This is a genomic window from Streptomyces sp. NPDC007863, assembly GCF_040633895.1.
Lineage (GTDB): Bacteria > Actinomycetota > Actinomycetes > Streptomycetales > Streptomycetaceae > Streptomyces.
The window spans coordinates 174,282-189,665 of the sequence record NZ_JBEYEI010000002.1; the positions used below are offsets into that span (position 1 = coordinate 174,282).

Sequence of the window (15,384 nt, forward strand, 5' to 3'; positions counted from 1 at the left end):
GGCGGAAAGCCTCATCGCGCCTTACAGGCCGAGGTCCACCTCGAACTCGCCGGCCTCCAGGATCGCCTTGACGGCCGTCAGGTAGCGGGCGGCGTCGGCGCCGTCCACCAGGCGGTGGTCGTACGACAGCGACAGGTAGGTCATGTCGCGGATGCCGATGACCGTGCCCTCGGCGGTCTCGATGACGGCCGGACGCTTCACCGTGGCGCCGATGCCCAGGATGGCGACCTGGTTCGGCGGAACGATGACGGTGTCGAACAGCGCACCGCGCGAACCGGTGTTGGAGATGGTGAAGGTGGCGCCGGCCAGGTCGTCCGGCGTGATCTTGCCGGCGCGCACGGCGCCCGCGAGCTCCGCGGTCTTCTTGGAGATGCCGGCGATGTTGAGGTCGCCCGCACCCTTGATGACCGGGGTCATCAGACCCTTCTCGGAGTCCACCGCGATCCCGATGTTCTCGGAGTCGAAGTAGGTGATCGTGCCCTCGTCCTCGTTGATCCGGGCGTTGATGACCGGGTGGGCCTTCAGCGCCTGGGCCGCCGCCTTCACGAAGAACGGCATCGGGGAGAGCTTGACGCCCTCACGGGCGGCGAAGGCGTCCTTGGCGCGGGCGCGCATCTGCATCAGCTTGGTGATGTCGACCTCGACGACCGAGGTCAGCTGGGCCTGCGAGTGCAGCGCCTTCATCATGTTGTCGCCGATGACCTTGCGCATGCGGGTCATCTTGACCGTCTGGCCACGCAGCGGGGAGACCTCGAGGGCGGGAGTCCGCGAAGAGGCGGCCGCGGCGGCGGCCGGAGCGGCGACGGGGGCGGCAGCGGCGGCCTTCTTGGCCTCGGCGGCCGCGAGGACGTCCTGCTTGCGGATGCGGCCGCCGACGCCGGAGCCCTTGACGGCCGCCAGGTCGACACCGTTCTCGGTGGCGAGCTTGCGGACCAGCGGGGTCACGTAGGCGCCGTCCTCCGCCGGAGCGGCGGCCGGGGCCGGCGTGGCCGGGACCGGGGTGACGACGGCCGGCGCGATCGACGGCGCGGCCGGGGCGACCGGAGCCGGGGCGGCGGCCGGAGCGGCCGGGGCGACCGGCGCGGGGGCCGGAGCCGGGGCGGCCGGGGCCGGAGCCGCGGCGGCCGGGGCCGGAGCCGCGGCGGGGGCGGCCGGAGCCGGGGCCGGGGCGGCGGCCGGAGCGGCACCCGCGGCACCGATGACGGCGAGCTTGGCGCCGACCTCGGCGGTCTCGTCCTCGGCGACGACGATCTCCAGGAGAACGCCGGAGGCGGGGGCGGGGATCTCGGTGTCGACCTTGTCCGTGGAGACCTCGAGCAGCGGCTCGTCGGCCTCGACGGTCTCGCCGACCGACTTCAGCCAGCGGGTGACGGTGCCCTCGGTGACGGACTCGCCGAGCGCCGGCAGCACGACGTCGGTGCCCTGGGCGCCGCCGGCGGGGGCGGCGGCCGGAGCGGCCTCGGCGGCGGGCGCCGGGGCGGCCGGGGCCTCGGCCACGGGGGCCGGGGCGGCGGCCGGAGCCGGAGCGGCCTCGGCGGCGGGGGCCGGGGCGGCGGCGGGGGCGCCCGTGCCGTCGTCGATGATGGCGAGCTCGGCGCCCACCTCGACGGTCTCGTCCTCGGCCACCTTGATGGAGGCGAGGATGCCGGAGGCGGGGGCGGGGATCTCGGTGTCGACCTTGTCGGTCGAGACCTCGAGCAGCGGCTCGTCAGCCTCGACGCGCTCGCCCTCGGCCTTGAGCCAGCGGGTGACGGTGCCCTCGGTGACGCTCTCGCCGAGCGCCGGCAGGGTTACGGAAACCGACATGGTTTCAGTTGCTCCTAACGAATTGCGGAAGTTTGTCGTCGCGCCCTGTGATGACGTGAGCGTCAGTCGTGTGCGTGCAGCGGCTTGCCGGCCAGGGCCAGGTGGGCCTCGCCGAGCGCCTCGTTCTGGGTCGGGTGGGCGTGGATGAGCTGCGCCACCTCGGCCGGCAGCGCCTCCCAGTTGTAGATCAGCTGCGCTTCGCCGACCTGCTCGCCCATGCGGTCGCCGACCATGTGGACGCCGACGACGGCACCGTCCTTGACCTGCACCAGCTTGATCTCGCCGGCGGTCTTCAGGATCTTGCTCTTGCCGTTGCCGCCGAGGTTGTACTTGAGGGCGACGACCTTGTCCGCGCCGTACAGCTCCTTGGCCTTGGCCTCGGTGATGCCGACGGAGGCGACCTCGGGGTGGCAGTACGTCACCCGCGGCACGCCGTCGTAGTCGATCGGGACGGGCTTCAGGCCGGCCAGCCGCTCCGCGACGAGGATGCCCTCGGCGAAGCCGACGTGCGCCAGCTGGAGGGTCGGGACCAGGTCGCCGACGGCGGAGATCGTGGGCACGTTGGTGCGCATGTACTCGTCGGCCAGGACGTAGCCGCGGTCCATCGCGACGCCCTGCTCCTCGTAGCCGAGGCCGGCCGAGACCGGGCCGCGGCCGATGGCGACGAGCAGCACCTCGGCCTCGAAGGTCTTGCCGTCGGCGAGGGTGACCTTCACGCCGTTCTCGGTGTACTCGGCGCTCTGGAAGAAGGTGCCGAGGTTGAACTTGATGCCCCGCTTGCGGAAGGCGCGCTCCAGGAGCTTCGAGCTGTTCTCGTCCTCGACCGGCACGAGGTGCTTCATGCCCTCGATCACCGTCACGTCGGTGCCGAAGGACTTCCACGCGGAGGCGAACTCGACGCCGATCACACCGCCGCCGAGGATGATGGCGGACTCCGGCACACGGTCCAGGGTGAGGGCGTGGTCCGAGGTGATGATGCGGTTGCCGTCGATCTCCAGGCCCGGCAGGGACTTCGGCACGGAACCGGTCGCGAGGAGGATGTGGCGGCCCTCGACCCGGCGCCCGTCGACGTCGACCGAGGTGGGGGAGGACAGATGACCGGTGCCCTCGATGTAGGTCACCTTGCGCGAGGCGACGAGACCCTGCAGACCCTTGTACAGGCCCGCGATCACGTCGTCCTTGTACTTGTGCACGGCCTTGATGTCGATGCCCTCGAAGGAGGCCTTGACACCGAACTGCTCGGCCTCACGGGCCTGGTCGGCGACCTCGCCGGCGTGCAGCAGGGCCTTCGTCGGGATGCAGCCGTTGTGCAGGCAGGTGCCGCCGAGCTTGTTCTTCTCGATGAGTGCGACGTCCAGGCCCAGCTGCGCTCCGCGCAGCGCCGCGGCGTAACCGCCGCTACCGCCGCCGAGGATCACTAGGTCGAAAACGGTGCTGGCGTCGTTCGCCACGTCACGTCCTCCATGCATGTGCGCTCGTCGCCGGTCGTCGATGACCGGGCGGCGGCTCCGGTGTCCGGCCGCATTATTTCGGCCCTGTGGTGGGGGCCCTGTCCTGCCGAGAACCCATCTTCGCACTTGTTGACGGATGGCGGGACGCGGGGCCGGTGGATGAGACCGGGCGATCCTCCGTCCGGCCGCCCGAGCAGGCGTACGAAGCTACGGATTTCGTCGTCGGCGAACAACGGCGGAAGGCCCCGGAGCCGCAGCGTCCGGGGCCTTCCGTCACCTCGGCCGGTCCGGCCGCCGGCTCAGAGCTCGCCGGCCGCCGTCAGCTCGGCGAGACGGACCAGGGTGCGGACCGAGGAGCCGGTGCCGCCCTTGGGGGTGTAGCCGAACGGGGCGCCCTCGTGGAAGGCGGGGCCCGCGATGTCCAGGTGCGCCCAGGTGATGCCCTCGCCCACGAACTCCTGGAGGAACAGGCCGGCGATCAGGCCGCCGCCCATCCGGACGCCCATGTTCGCCATGTCGGCGGTGGGGGAGTCCATGGTCTTGCGCAGGTCCGCGGGGAGCGGCATCGGCCAGGACTGCTCGCCGACCTCACCGGCGATCTCGTGGATCGCGGTCCGGTAGTCGTCGTCGTTGGCCATGATGCCGAAGGTGCGCTCGCCCAGTGCGAGGACCATGGCGCCGGTCAGCGTCGCCACGTCGATGATCGCGTCCGGGTGCTCCTCCGACGCCTTGGTGATCGCGTCGGCGAGGACGAGGCGGCCCTCGGCGTCGGTGTTCAGGACCTCGACGGTCTTGCCGCCGTACATGCGCAGGACGTCACCCGGGCGGGTGGCGGAGCCCGACGGCATGTTCTCGGCGAGGGCGAGCCAGCCCGTGACGTTGACCTCCAGGCCGAGGCGGGCCGCGGCGACGACGGTGGCGAACACGGCGGCGGCGCCGCTCATGTCGCACTTCATCGTCTCGTTGTGGCCGGCCGGCTTGAGGGAGATGCCGCCCGAGTCGTAGGTGATGCCCTTGCCGACCAGCGCCAGCGTCCGCTCCGCCTTCGGGTGGGTGTAGGCGACGCGGACCAGGCGCGGCGGGTTCACCGAGCCGGCGCCGACGCCGAGGATGCCGCCGAAGCCGCCCTTGGCGAGCGCCTTCTCGTCGAGGACCTGCACCTTGAGGCCGTGCTCCTTGCCGGCGGCCTGGACGGCGGCGGCGAAGGTGGCCGGGTACAGGTCGTTCGGCGGCATGTTGATCAGGTCGCGGGCGCGGTTGATCTCCTCGGCCACGGCGAGAGCGCGGTCCGCGGCGGCCTTGTGGGCCTTGTCGCGCGGCTTGGCGCCGAGCAGCGCCACCTCGGCGAGCGGCTTCTTGCCGTCCTTCTGCTCCTTGAGGGCGTCGAAGGAGTACGCGCCGAGCAGCGCGCCCTCGGCGATGGCGCCGGCGGCCTCGGCCGAGGCGACCGGCAGCGCGAACGCGGCCTTCTTCGTGCCGGACAGGACGCGGGCGGCGGTGCCGGCGGCGCGGCGCAGGGTCTCGGAGTCGTACGACTCGCCTTCCTCGGGGGCGGAGCCGAGGCCGACGGCGAGCACGACGGGGGCCTTCAGGCCGGCGGGCGCGGGCAGCTTGGTCGCCTCACCCTCTCCACCCGAGGCGCCCAGGGTCTCCAGGACGGCGGCGAGCCTGCCGTCGAACGCCTTGTCGACGGCCTCCGCGCCCGGGGCGACGACCAGCGTCTTCCCGGCCTTCGCGACGCCGACGACGAGGGCGTCGGCACGCAGCGTCGCCGCTCCGGCAGTGCTGAGAGTGAGAGCAGTCACGGTGGTGAATTCTCGCTTCCATTGAGTTCTGTGGCGGTCGAGGGATGGGCCGACCGAGCCCGCCGCATCGTATTTCGGCCCGATGAGCGCCGAGAACGAGCCTACGCTCGCTCACCCGGTTCGCTCACCGCGGCTTCGATTCACTCATCCGAGGTGTCTCTTTCATGTTTGTCCTTCCGGCTGTCGTGCCGACGCCACACTCGCCTCATTCGCACAAGCGCGGCCTTCACGCCTTCGCTTCATCTCCACAGGTACCCCCGAACCGGGGGCCCTGCCGAGGGGGGACACCACACCATGCACGCGAACAGATCCCGCACGCCCGCGGCCGCGCCGAGCACCTCCGGCAAGCGGACGGTGCCGCACCGCGCCGGCCGCACCGCCGGGGCGCTCGCCGCCGCCGCGCTCCTCGCCACCGTGGTCCCGTCCGCGCAGGCCGCGGCCGCCCCCGCGCCCCGGATCGACCTCACCGTCCTGGTCGTCGACGACGGCGGCACCGCCATCGAGGCCATCACCGCCGAGCTGAAGGGCTCCGGCGTCCCGTACCGCACCGTCGACCTGAACGACCCGAACCGGCCCGTCCTCACCCCCGCCTTCCTCAGCGACACGGTCGACGGCCGGCCCCGCGCCAAGTACCAGGGCGTCGTCCTGCCCCACGAGACCGCCTTCGGCCCCGACTCCGCCGAGCACACCGCCCTCCAGACGTACGAGCGGACCTTCGGCGTCCGGCAGGTCGACGCGTACACCTGGTCCCACCCCGGCGTCGGCCTCGACTACACCACCGACGGCGGCTGGTCCGGCGTCCTCGACGGGGTCACCGCCGGCGTCACCCCGGCCGGGAAGGCCGGCCCCTTCGGCTACCTCGCCGGCAGCCTGACCTTCGAGGACAACGACCCGTCGGTCTCCGAGAGCTACGGCTACGCGGGCCGCCCCCGGACCGGCTTCACCAGCTACGTCGACATCCCCGTCGACGGCACCGAGGGCGGCCGGGCCAGCCTGGTCGGCGAGTACGCCGCCGACGGGCGCCGCGAACTCGTCGTCACCTTCGCCTACAACCAGCACCAGCGGCAGTTCCGCGCCCTCTCCCGCGGCATCGTCGAATGGCTCACCCAGGGCGTCCACCTCGGGCAGTCCCGGAACTACCTCTCCGTCCACGTCGACGACGTCTTCGCCCCCGACGCCCGCTGGGACACCGTCCGCGACTGCACCCCCGGCGACCTCGACTGCGTCGGCGGAGACCCCGAGGCCGAGAACCCCATCCGGATGACGGCCGCGGACGCCACCTACGCCGCCGCCTGGCAGAAGGCCTCCGGCTTCACCCTCGACATGGTCTACAACGGCGGCCAGGGCGAGCAGTGGAAGACCGAGCACGGCGGCAGCGACCCGCTCGCCGCCCGGCTGATCGCCGACCGCGCCCAGTACCGCTGGATCAACCACACCTACACCCACCCCTACCTCGGCTGCGTCCAGGACAACACCACCGTCCCCTGGCGGTGCGCCACCGACGCCTCCGGCAGCACCCTCTGGGTCAGCCGCGCCGAGCTCTCCGCGCAGATCCGGAACAACGTCAACTGGGCTGTGGGCAAGGGCATCTCCGTCGACCGCTCCGAACTCGTCACCGGCGAGCACTCCGGCCTGAAGACCCTGCCCCAGCAGCCCGTCGACAATCCGAACCTCGCCGGCGCCCTCGCCGACAACGGCGTGAAGTGGACGGCCAGCGACAACTCCCGCGAGCCCCGCCAGCGGGCCGTCGGCGCCGCGAAGACCGTGCCCCGGCACCCCATGAACGTGTACTACAACGTGGGCACCGCCGCCGAGATGGCCGACGAGTACAACTGGATCTACACCTCCCGCGCCGACGGCGGCAGCGGCATCTGCGAGGACAACCCGGCCTCCACCTGCCTGCCCGCCCCGCTCGACACGGCCACCGGCTACGCGGCGCACATCGTCCCGCAGGAGGCCCGCACCGCCCTCGGCCACGTCGTCGCCAACGACCCCCGGCCGCACTACGTCCACCAGTCGAACCTGGCCGAGGAGCGCCTCCTCTACCCGGTCCTCGACAAGGTCCTCGCCGACTACCGGGCCCTCTTCGCGGCGAACACCCCGATCGTGAACCCCCGTCAGAAGGACGTCGGCACCGAGCTGACCCGCCGCGACGCTTGGGACGCCGCGCTCGCCGCCGGCAAGGTCACCGCCTACCGCATCGGCACCACCGTCACCGTCAAGGCACCCTCCGGCGTCCAGGTCCCCCTCACCGCACCCGAGGGCACCCGCAAGCAACTCGTCCTCGGCACCACCGCCTTCGGCACCGCCTACGCCGGAAGCCGCTCGGCGTGGACCGCGCCCGAGCTGCTCCAGACCGCCGTCACACTCCAGCTCCCGACCGCCTGACCAGCACGTTCTGGGGGGAACACACACCATGCCGAGCAGTGGCCGTCACGTCACCATGCTCACCGAAGGCACCTACCCGCACGTCCACGGCGGCGTCAGCACCTGGTGCGACCAGCTCGTCCGGGGCATGCCCGAGGTCACCTTCGAGATCCTCGCCCTCACCGGCAGCGGCCGCGAACCCGTCACCTGGGAGCTGCCGCCCAACGTCACCCGGCACACCGCGTTCCCCCTCTGGGGCCACCCGCGGGGACCGGCCGCGCCCACCCGGGCGCGCCGGCCCCCGCGGGGGCGCGCACGCCGCCGCTTCCTCGCCTCCTACGAGCACTTCCTGCTCGCCCTGCTCGACCCGGACGCCGGCCACGACCTCGCCGGGCCCCTGTACGAGCTGGCCGCCCTCGCCCGCGAGGGCCGGCTCACCCCGGCGCTGCGCTCCGAGGCGGCCCTGCGCTCCCTCATGTGGATCTGGACCATGCCGCACCTGCCGACGCGTGCCGCCGGGCCCACCGTCCACGACGCCCTCACCGCCACCGACCTGCTCGAACACGCGCTGCGGCCGCTCGGCGCCCGGATAGCCGACGGCAGCGTGGCGCACGCCGTCTCCAGCGGCCTCGCCACCCTGCCCGCGCTCGCCGCGCAGCACTTCGAAGGGGTGCCCTTCCTGCTCACCGAACACGGCATCTACCTCCGCGAGCGCTACCTCGGCTACCGCACCGAGGCACAGCGCTGGCCCGTGAAGGCCCTCATGCTCGGCTTCTACCGCGAGCTCAACTCCCTCGGCTACCGCCAGGCCGACCTCATCACCCCCTGCAACCAGTACAACCGGCGCTGGGAGGAGCGCGGCGGCGCCCCCGCCGACCGCATCCGCACCGTCTACAACGGCGTCGACCCGGCCCTCTTCCCCGAGGCCGGACCCGAACCCGAGACCCCCACGCTCAGCTGGTGCGGCCGGATCGACCCGATCAAGGACCTGGAGACCCTGATCCGGGCGTACGCGATCTCCCGCGCCGAACTCCCCGAGCTGCGGCTCCGCCTCTTCGGCCCCGTCCCCGCCGGGAACGAGGACTACCGCACCCTCCTGGAGAAGCTCGCCGCCGAACTCGGCGTCGCCGACGGCGTCTCCTTCGAGGGCCGCGTCTCCGACGTGCCCTCCGCCTACTCGGCCGGCAGCGTGGTGATGCTCTCCTCCATCAGCGAGGGCTTCCCCTTCTCCCTCATCGAGGCCATGTCCTGCGGCCGGGCCACCGTGTCGACGGACGTCGGAGGGGTGCGGGAGGCGGTCGGCGACGCCGGCGTCGTCGTCCCGCCCCGCGAACCGGCCGTCATGGCCGCCGCGGCCTCCGCCCTGCTGCGCGACGGCGCCCGCCGCGCCGAGCTGGGCCGGCAGGCCCGGCAGCGGGTGATCGACGAGTTCACCCTGCACCGCTCGGTCGACGGCTTCCGCCGCATCTACCGCGAACTCGCCGCCCCCCGCGCCGCCCCGGCGCCCGCCGCCCCGCCGCTGCGCGTCAGCATCCCGTCCCCGCGCCGAGGCGCGCCCCGAGTCCCCGAAGGCACCCCGGCATGAGCGGCTCCCTCTGGCTGAAACCCCCGACCACACCCCCGTCCCTGCCGGTCCTCCCCCGCCCGGGCCACCGGACACCCCATGCGCACGACGGACCCGGCACCGCGCCCGACCCGCTCGACGAGCTGGCCGGCCGGCTCGACGCGTTCGTGGCGGCCGCCGTGCATCCGGACGAGATAGCCGCGCTGCTCGAATCGGACGGCATGACCGACGACCACATCCGGCTCACCTACGGGCGGAACGATTCCTTCGCGCTCGCCGAGGACCTGTACGCGCGCGTGCCCCGGCGCCACCCCGAGCCGCCCGGGAAGGAGCGGAGCGGCCCGGGCCCCGCCGAAGGGCTCGGCGCCTGCCTGCTGCGCGGCCTCGTCTTCGCGCTGCCCGGCCTCGCCTACGTCCTCGCGGGACCGCTGCTCGCCGGACCGCAGGGGCGGTACGGGCTGCCCGCCGGCACCGTGCCGCTGCTCGCCGGGGCCGTCACCGGCTGGGTCTGGAACCAGGCCCTCTCCCACCGCGCCCACACCTGGCTCGGCCTCGGCGACCGGGCCGCCGCCGCCCGCGCCCTGCTCACCGGAGCCCCGGCCGGCGCGCTCGCCGGCACCGCCGTCGCCCTCGCCGCCGCCCGCGACGGCGAACTCCCCGCCGCCGTCTTCGCCGCGGGCCAGTCCCTCTACCTCGGCGCCGCCACCGTCCTCCTCGTCCTCGGCCGCGAACGGGCCCTGCTCGCCGCCCTGCTGCCGCTCCTCGGCGCCCTCCCCGCCCTCCGCTGGGACCTGCCCGGCCCGCTGCGCGTCGCCCTGCCGGCCCTCTCGCTCACCGCCGCCTGCCTGGTCGCCGCCCACGCGCTGGGCCCCGGCACCGCGCGCGGCGCCGCCGGGCGGGGCGGACCGCCGCTCGCGGCCTCCGTCCCGTACGGCCTCTTCGGCCTCGGCAGCGGCGTCCTCGTGCTGTACGCCGGACTCGGCGACGCCCTCGCCACCGGCAGCGGCGCGGTCATCGCGCTCACCCTCTCCATGGGGCCCGCCGAATGGCTGCTGCACCGCTTCCGGGGCGGCAGCCTCGCCCGGCTGCGCACCCTCACCACCGCCCGCGAGTTCCGCCGCGCCGTCACCGGCACCCTCGTCCTCTGCCTCGGCGGCTACCTGACCGTGCTCCTCGGTCTCCTCCTCGCCGCCACCCTGCTCTGGCCGGACACCCCCTGGCCGACGCCGGAGCGCCTGCTCACCCTGCTGCTCCTCGGGACCGTGCTCTGGCTGGGGCTGCTCCTCCAGGCGTTCGGCGCCGTCCTCGGCGCGGCGGCCGTCTGCCTGCTGGCCGCCGCCGCGCAGACCCTGGAACCGGCGGCGGGCACGCTCGCCGCCGGGGCGGCGGCCGTCGCGCTGGCCGTCCTCACCCGTGCTCTGCTGGTACGACCGACCGCCCACCGCCTCTAGAAGGGCACCGCCCGTGAAACGTTCCCTCCTCGTGCCGTTCTACGAGCACCCCGCCGACCGCCCCGAGGGCTGGGCGGCCCTGTTCGCGGCCGCGCCGGCCCTCCACGGGGTCGTCCTCAATCCGGCGGACGGCGCCGGCGAGGCCCCCGACCCGGCCTTCGCCGAGGCCGCCGAGCGGCTGCGCGCCGCCGGCGTGCGGATCCTCGGCTACGCGGACACCGCCTACGGCCGCCGCCCGCACGCCGAGGTCGTCGCCGACCTGCTCCGCCACCGCGACTGGTACGGCGCCGACGGGGCCTTCCTCGACCAGGTCGCGACCGCGCCCGACGCCCTCCCGCACTACCGCCGTCTCGCCGTCGCCGCGCGGGCCGCCGGCGCGGCGACCCTCGTCCTCAACCACGGCACCCACCCCGACGACGGATACGCCGAACTCGCCGACCTGCTGGTCACCTTCGAAGGCCCCTGGGACACCTACCGCACCCTCGACCTGCCGGCCGCCCCGCACCACTGCCACCTCGTCTACGCGGCCCCGCCCGGCTTCCGCCCCGCGACCGAGATCCACTGCGCGGTGCCGGGCACGGGCGCCCACCCCTGGGGGACCCTGCCGCACGGGATCCCGGAGCCCGCCCGGTGAGACGCCTCCTGCCGCTCCTCGCGGCCCTCCTCCTGCTGGCCACGGCCTGCACCACGACCCCCGCCCCCGACCCCAAGCCGGAGGAGACGGAACGCTGGCGTCCGACGGCCGGGCTCGCCTGGCAGTGGCAGCTCAGCGGGCGGCTCGACCCGACCGTCGACGTCCCCGTCTACGACATCGACGGCTTCGACCATTCGGCCGCCACCGTCGCCGACCTGCACCGCCGCGGCCGGAAGGTGATCTGCTACCTCTCCACCGGCGCCTGGGAGGACTTCCGCCCCGACGCGGACCGCTTCCCGAAGTCCGTCCTCGGCAGGAGCAACGGCTGGGCCGGCGAACGCTGGCTCGACATCCGCCGCACCGACGTCCTCGAACCCCTCATGGCCGAACGCGTCGAGATGTGCCGGGCCAAGGGCTTCGACGCCGTCGAACCCGACAACATGGACGGCTACCGCAACCGCACCGGCTTCCCCCTGACCGCCGCCGACCAGCTCGCCTACAACCGCCTCATCGCCCGCCTCGCCCACGACCGCGGCCTGGCCGTCGGCCTCAAGAACGACCTCGACCAGATCCCCCAGCTCCTCCCCGACTTCGACTTCGCGGTCAACGAGCAGTGCGCCCAGTACGCCGAGTGCGAGCTCCTGGCCCCCTTCGTCGCCGCGGGCAAACCCGTCTTCCACGCCGAGTACGAACTGACCCTGCCCCAGTTCTGCCCCCAGGCCCGCGAACTGGGCCTCAGCTCCCTCCGCAAGCGCTACGCACTCGACGCCTGGCGGCAGTCCTGCTGAGGCCCAGGGGCCGGGGGCTACGAGAGCCGGAAGCAGGTGACCGAGCCCTTGCCGCGTTCCCGCCATTCCGCCGGGGACGACCAGGCGTGCCAGGTGCGGGGCCCCTTCACGTCGGCGCAGGCACGCGCGGCGCGCTCCCGGACGGCGTCCGGTCCCGGGTAGGCGCCGTCCAGCTCGTGCTGCCCGGTGATCCTGACGTCGTGGCGGCCGTCGCAGGACACGCGGGTCACCAGCCTGCGGTGGCGCATCCCCGTGTCGAGGTCCACGCAGCTCCCGGGCGCGGCCTCGTACAGCGAGACGACCGATCGGGCGGCGTCCAGGACCCGCCCGTCCGGGGCGGTGCCGACGGCAGGCGTGGGCGGGCCGAAGTCGCCCAGGGTCAGGTCGATTCGGAGCCCGGTCACCTCCGTGAGCGCGCTGTCCTTCGTGGTGGGGAGGACGGCGGCGAGGTCGGCCCTCGCCCGTACGATCCGGCCCTCGCCGTCGACCTCGACCGTCACCGGGACGGGCGCGCCGCCGGAGCCGGCGAAGAGCGGCTCCGGCGCCAGCTCGTTCCGCAGATCCTCTGGGAAGAGCGCGTAGGCGTGGGCGAGCGGGAAGTCCGCCCGGTAGGTCCGGCCGCCGCCCGGTACGGCCCCGCCCCCGGCCTTCGGCCGCACGCCGCTCAGCACCTCCAGGAGCGTGCCGCCGACGGCGCTCTCGGTGCCCCGGAGGTGGCTGACGGAGTCGATGCCCCAGTGCGGTTCGATGTCGCCTTCGTACCGCAGCCAGTACCCGGCGGAGCCGGCCCGGAAGTGGATGGCGCGCGTGTCGACGGTGTACCGCCCCCGTGCCGTGCCGGTCTCCAGGGCGGCCAGGCGGCCGAGGAGCGTGTCCCGCGCGGTCTCGGGGAAACCGGGGGCGATCCGCCAGTCGCTCGACGCCTCGCCGCGCGCGCCGGCGAAGTCCACCCGGCCGGTGACGGTCTGCACGGCCGTGGTCCGTCCGGAGGTGAAGGTGACGCTCTGCCGGAGGGAGGCGCCGCCGGTCTCCTGGGTGTGCCGGAGGGCGAGGAAGACCTGGCGGGCCGGCGGCGCCGAGAAGACAGGGTGGGCGGGGGGCGCGGCTGCGGTGTCCCCGCCGAAGCCGGTGCAGGCGCCCAGGAGCAGGGCGGCGACGGTGGCGAGTACGGCGGAACGGGCGGCGGAGCGGCGTCTGTTCATGCCCTGATGACCCGGTGGAGCGGGAGATGGTTGCCCGCCGGGAGATCACGAAGCGGTCACCCCGGCGCTCAGCCCAGCGTCAGCGCCACCAGGGTCGCCGTCGCGGCGGTCTCCTCCACGGCGCCGAAGACGTCGCCGGTGACGCCGCCGAAGCGGCGTACGCAGCGGCGGAGGAGGAGCGCGGCGGCGGCCAGGCCCGCGCCGGCGGCGAGGACGGCGTGGACGGCGTCGTACGGGGACAGGAGGAGGCCGGAGGCGGCGGCGAGGAGGAGGACGGCGGCGGTGCAGAGGGTCGCGGAGCGGACCGGCACCGTGTCGGCGACGATCGCGCCGAGGCCCTCGGGCCGGGCCGCGGGGACGCCCTGCCGGGAGGCGTGGGTGAGGGCGAGCCGGGCGACCGTGGCCGCCAGGACGGCGGCGACCGCCCCGTGCGCCCAGCCCTCCCCGTACAGCTCGTAGACGGCCGCGACCTGCGCGAGCAGGACGAGGACGAGGGCGATGACGCCGAACGGGCCGATGTCGGACTGCTTCATGATGCGCAGCGCGTCCTCGGCCGGCTTGGCGCTGCCGAGGCCGTCGGCGGTGTCGGCGAGGCCGTCGAGGTGGAGGCCCCGGGTGAGGACGGCGGGGACGGCGACGGTGACGACCGCGGCGACGAGGGGGCCCGAGCCGAGGGGGAGGAGCACCCCGCCGGCCGCCGCGGCGACCAGGCCGACGACGAGTCCGGCGAGCGGCGCGCAGAGCATGCCGGCGCGCGCCGCGTCCCGGTCCCAGCGGGTGATGCGGGCGGGGAACACGGTGAGGGTGCCGAAGGCGAAACGCAGGCCGTCCATCCGGGCAGGGTAATCGCCGGATCAGGACGGTAGATTGCGCCTAACGGACAAGAGGTGCATTTCAGAACGGGGTGGCATGGGTCACTGGTTCTCCCGCAACATCCTGGAGCCGGGGAAGCTGCCGATGCTCCTCGCGCTGACCTCGTTCGTCCTGACCTTCCTGGTCACCCGGACGGTCACCCGGCTGATCCGCGCCGGGAAGGGCCCGTTCCGGAACGTTTCCTCGGGCGGGGTCCACATCCATCACGTCGTGCCCGGCGTGGTCCTCACCGTGCTCGGCGGCTTCGGCGCGGTCGCCAGCGGCCGGCACGGCCTCGGCGCCGCGGCCTTCGCCGTCGTCTTCGGGATCGGCGCCGGGCTCGTCCTGGACGAGTTCGCGCTCATCCTCCATCTCGACGACGTGTACTGGTCGGAGGAGGGCCGGCAGAGCGTCGAGGTCGTGGTGCTCACCGCCGCGCTCGTGCTGCTGCCGCTCAGCGGCTTCTCGCCGCTCGGCGTCGACGACGTCACCGAGGAGGAGCGCCAGGACCGGGTGAGCTTCCTCCTCACCCTGGCCCTGAACTTCCTGCTCATCCTGGTCGCCCTGGTCAAGGGCAAGCTGCGGATGGCGCTCGTCGGGGTCTTCGTGCCGTTCGTGGCGATCGTCGGCGCCGTCCGCCTCGCCCGCCCCGGCTCCTGGTGGTGGCGGCGCTTCTACAGCCGCCGCCACCGGGCACGCGCGCGGGGCACGGTCCGCGCCTACCGGCACGACAAACGCTGGACCCGGGTGCGGCGGAGGGTTCAGGACCTGATCGGCGGCTTCCAGGAACGCGTCCCGGGCCGCGGCTCCGACGCCCCCTGACCCCGCTTCCGCCAGGCCAGGAAGGCCATCAGCGCGAGCACCCCGGCGATGGCCGCCAGATGCTCCTTGCCCGCGAGGTTCGGCTTGACGACCACCTCGACCACCATCGCCACCACGACGGCCGCGCCCGTCCAGTACGCGCGCTTGCGCCAGCACACGTAGACGGCGAGGCCGACCACCGCCGCCGACGGGCCGGTGTCCACCACCCGCGCGTCGGAGGCCGGAAGCCCGAAGGGGGTGTCGGGGCCCAGGGCGATGCCCACGCGCGCGTACAGCGTCCCGCAGAGCGTCGCCAGATAGGCGATCCCCAGCGTCCGCCACCGCCCGAGGCACAGCTCCGCGATCCCGAAGACCAGCAGGACCTGCGCGAGCGCGCCCCAGACCGGCAGGTCGAGCGCGGGGACGAAGAGCGAGAGCGGGGTCCGCAGGAGGGCGAGCCACAGCGGGTCCTCGGCCCGTACGGCCCCGATCGCCTGGACCGGCCCGTACCCCCACTCCTGGTTCTGCGCGAACTGGAACAGCGCGGTCAGGCAGACCGCCGACAGCGTCAGCGGCACCGCCCCCCACCGCCGGGCCGACAGCTCCCCCCGTACGGTGGCGAGAAGCGGCCCCCACTCGCGCCGGGCGAACCGCCGCACGGCG

Annotated in this window: 12 protein-coding genes; 6 read left to right on the forward strand and 6 right to left on the reverse strand. The window is 74.0% G+C overall.

What is annotated here, in order from left to right:
- Positions 1-21: 21 nt before the first annotated feature.
- From sucB to ABZ621_RS03430, 3 genes are all read right to left on the reverse strand, one after another.
- A complete protein-coding gene (sucB, locus tag ABZ621_RS03420) occupies positions 22-1,806 on the reverse strand; it encodes a 2-oxoglutarate dehydrogenase, E2 component, dihydrolipoamide succinyltransferase (RefSeq protein ID WP_360600217.1) in 1,785 nt (594 codons plus the stop codon).
- 62 nt (positions 1,807-1,868) lie between these two features.
- Complete coding sequence (gene lpdA, locus ABZ621_RS03425; RefSeq protein WP_360600218.1) at positions 1,869-3,257, reverse strand: dihydrolipoyl dehydrogenase; 1,389 nt, start codon at positions 3,255-3,257, stop codon at positions 1,869-1,871.
- Between the two features lie 299 nt (positions 3,258-3,556).
- On the reverse strand, positions 3,557-5,062 hold the full coding sequence (locus ABZ621_RS03430) for a leucyl aminopeptidase (RefSeq protein WP_360600219.1): 1,506 nt from the start codon (positions 5,060-5,062) through the stop codon (positions 3,557-3,559).
- A 294-nt stretch (positions 5,063-5,356) separates the two neighbouring features.
- Here ABZ621_RS03430 and ABZ621_RS03435 point away from each other — a divergent pair, with 294 nt between their 5' ends.
- The 5 genes from ABZ621_RS03435 to ABZ621_RS03455 are packed head-to-tail and all read left to right on the forward strand — an operon-like array spanning position 5,357 to position 11,866.
- Positions 5,357-7,450 carry a hypothetical protein gene (locus ABZ621_RS03435; protein ID WP_360600221.1) on the forward strand — a complete coding sequence of 698 codons (2,094 nt, stop codon included), beginning with the start codon at positions 5,357-5,359 and terminating at the stop codon, positions 7,448-7,450.
- Between the two features lie 28 nt (positions 7,451-7,478).
- A complete protein-coding gene (pelF, locus tag ABZ621_RS03440; protein ID WP_360600223.1) occupies positions 7,479-9,014 on the forward strand; it encodes a GT4 family glycosyltransferase PelF in 1,536 nt (511 codons plus the stop codon).
- Positions 9,011-10,444 (forward strand): hypothetical protein, encoded by a 1,434-nt coding sequence (locus ABZ621_RS03445; protein WP_360600225.1) that lies wholly within the window; start codon positions 9,011-9,013, stop codon positions 10,442-10,444. The genes pelF and ABZ621_RS03445 overlap by 4 nt, the downstream gene beginning before the upstream one ends.
- 13 nt (positions 10,445-10,457) lie before the next feature.
- On the forward strand, positions 10,458-11,078 hold the full coding sequence (locus tag ABZ621_RS03450) for a spherulation-specific family 4 protein (protein ID WP_360600227.1): 621 nt from the start codon (positions 10,458-10,460) through the stop codon (positions 11,076-11,078).
- Positions 11,075-11,866, forward strand: a complete 792-nt coding sequence (locus tag ABZ621_RS03455; protein ID WP_360600228.1) for an endo alpha-1,4 polygalactosaminidase — start codon at positions 11,075-11,077, stop codon at positions 11,864-11,866. The genes ABZ621_RS03450 and ABZ621_RS03455 overlap by 4 nt, the downstream gene beginning before the upstream one ends.
- 17 nt (positions 11,867-11,883) lie before the next feature.
- Here ABZ621_RS03455 and ABZ621_RS03460 read toward each other — a convergent pair whose 3' ends face one another.
- Together ABZ621_RS03460 and cobS are read right to left on the reverse strand one after the other, a co-directional pair.
- Positions 11,884-13,068, reverse strand: coding sequence for a hypothetical protein (locus tag ABZ621_RS03460; RefSeq protein ID WP_360600230.1), 1,185 nt, complete (start codon positions 13,066-13,068; stop codon positions 11,884-11,886).
- Positions 13,069-13,136: 68 nt separating this feature from the next.
- Entirely contained in the window at positions 13,137-13,901 is a 765-nt protein-coding gene (gene cobS / locus ABZ621_RS03465; RefSeq protein ID WP_360600235.1) for an adenosylcobinamide-GDP ribazoletransferase, read from the reverse strand.
- 76 nt (positions 13,902-13,977) lie between these two features.
- Between cobS and ABZ621_RS03470 the strand changes: the two genes are divergently transcribed.
- Entirely contained in the window at positions 13,978-14,742 is a 765-nt protein-coding gene (locus tag ABZ621_RS03470; protein ID WP_360600237.1) for a hypothetical protein, read from the forward strand.
- Here ABZ621_RS03470 and ABZ621_RS03475 read toward each other — a convergent pair.
- Positions 14,682-15,380 carry a hypothetical protein gene (locus ABZ621_RS03475; RefSeq protein ID WP_360600239.1) on the reverse strand — a complete coding sequence of 233 codons (699 nt, stop codon included), beginning with the start codon at positions 15,378-15,380 and terminating at the stop codon, positions 14,682-14,684. The genes ABZ621_RS03470 and ABZ621_RS03475 overlap by 61 nt on opposite strands.
- Between the last annotated feature and the right edge of the window lie 4 nt (positions 15,381-15,384).

Excerpts from the sequence above, each read along its gene's own strand:
- sucB (WP_360600217.1), bottom strand. The coding sequence starts at position 1,806 with ATGTCGGTTTCCGTAACCCTGCCGGCGCTCGGCGAGAGCGTCACCGAG.
- ABZ621_RS03435 (WP_360600221.1), top strand. The coding sequence starts at position 5,357 with ATGCACGCGAACAGATCCCGCACGCCCGCGGCCGCGCCGAGCACCTCC.
- pelF (WP_360600223.1), top strand. The coding sequence starts at position 7,479 with ATGCCGAGCAGTGGCCGTCACGTCACCATGCTCACCGAAGGCACCTAC.
- ABZ621_RS03445 (WP_360600225.1), top strand. The coding sequence starts at position 9,011 with ATGAGCGGCTCCCTCTGGCTGAAACCCCCGACCACACCCCCGTCCCTG.
- ABZ621_RS03460 (WP_360600230.1), bottom strand. The coding sequence starts at position 13,068 with ATGAACAGACGCCGCTCCGCCGCCCGTTCCGCCGTACTCGCCACCGTC.
- cobS (WP_360600235.1), bottom strand. The coding sequence starts at position 13,901 with ATGGACGGCCTGCGTTTCGCCTTCGGCACCCTCACCGTGTTCCCCGCC.
- ABZ621_RS03470 (WP_360600237.1), top strand. The coding sequence starts at position 13,978 with ATGGGTCACTGGTTCTCCCGCAACATCCTGGAGCCGGGGAAGCTGCCG.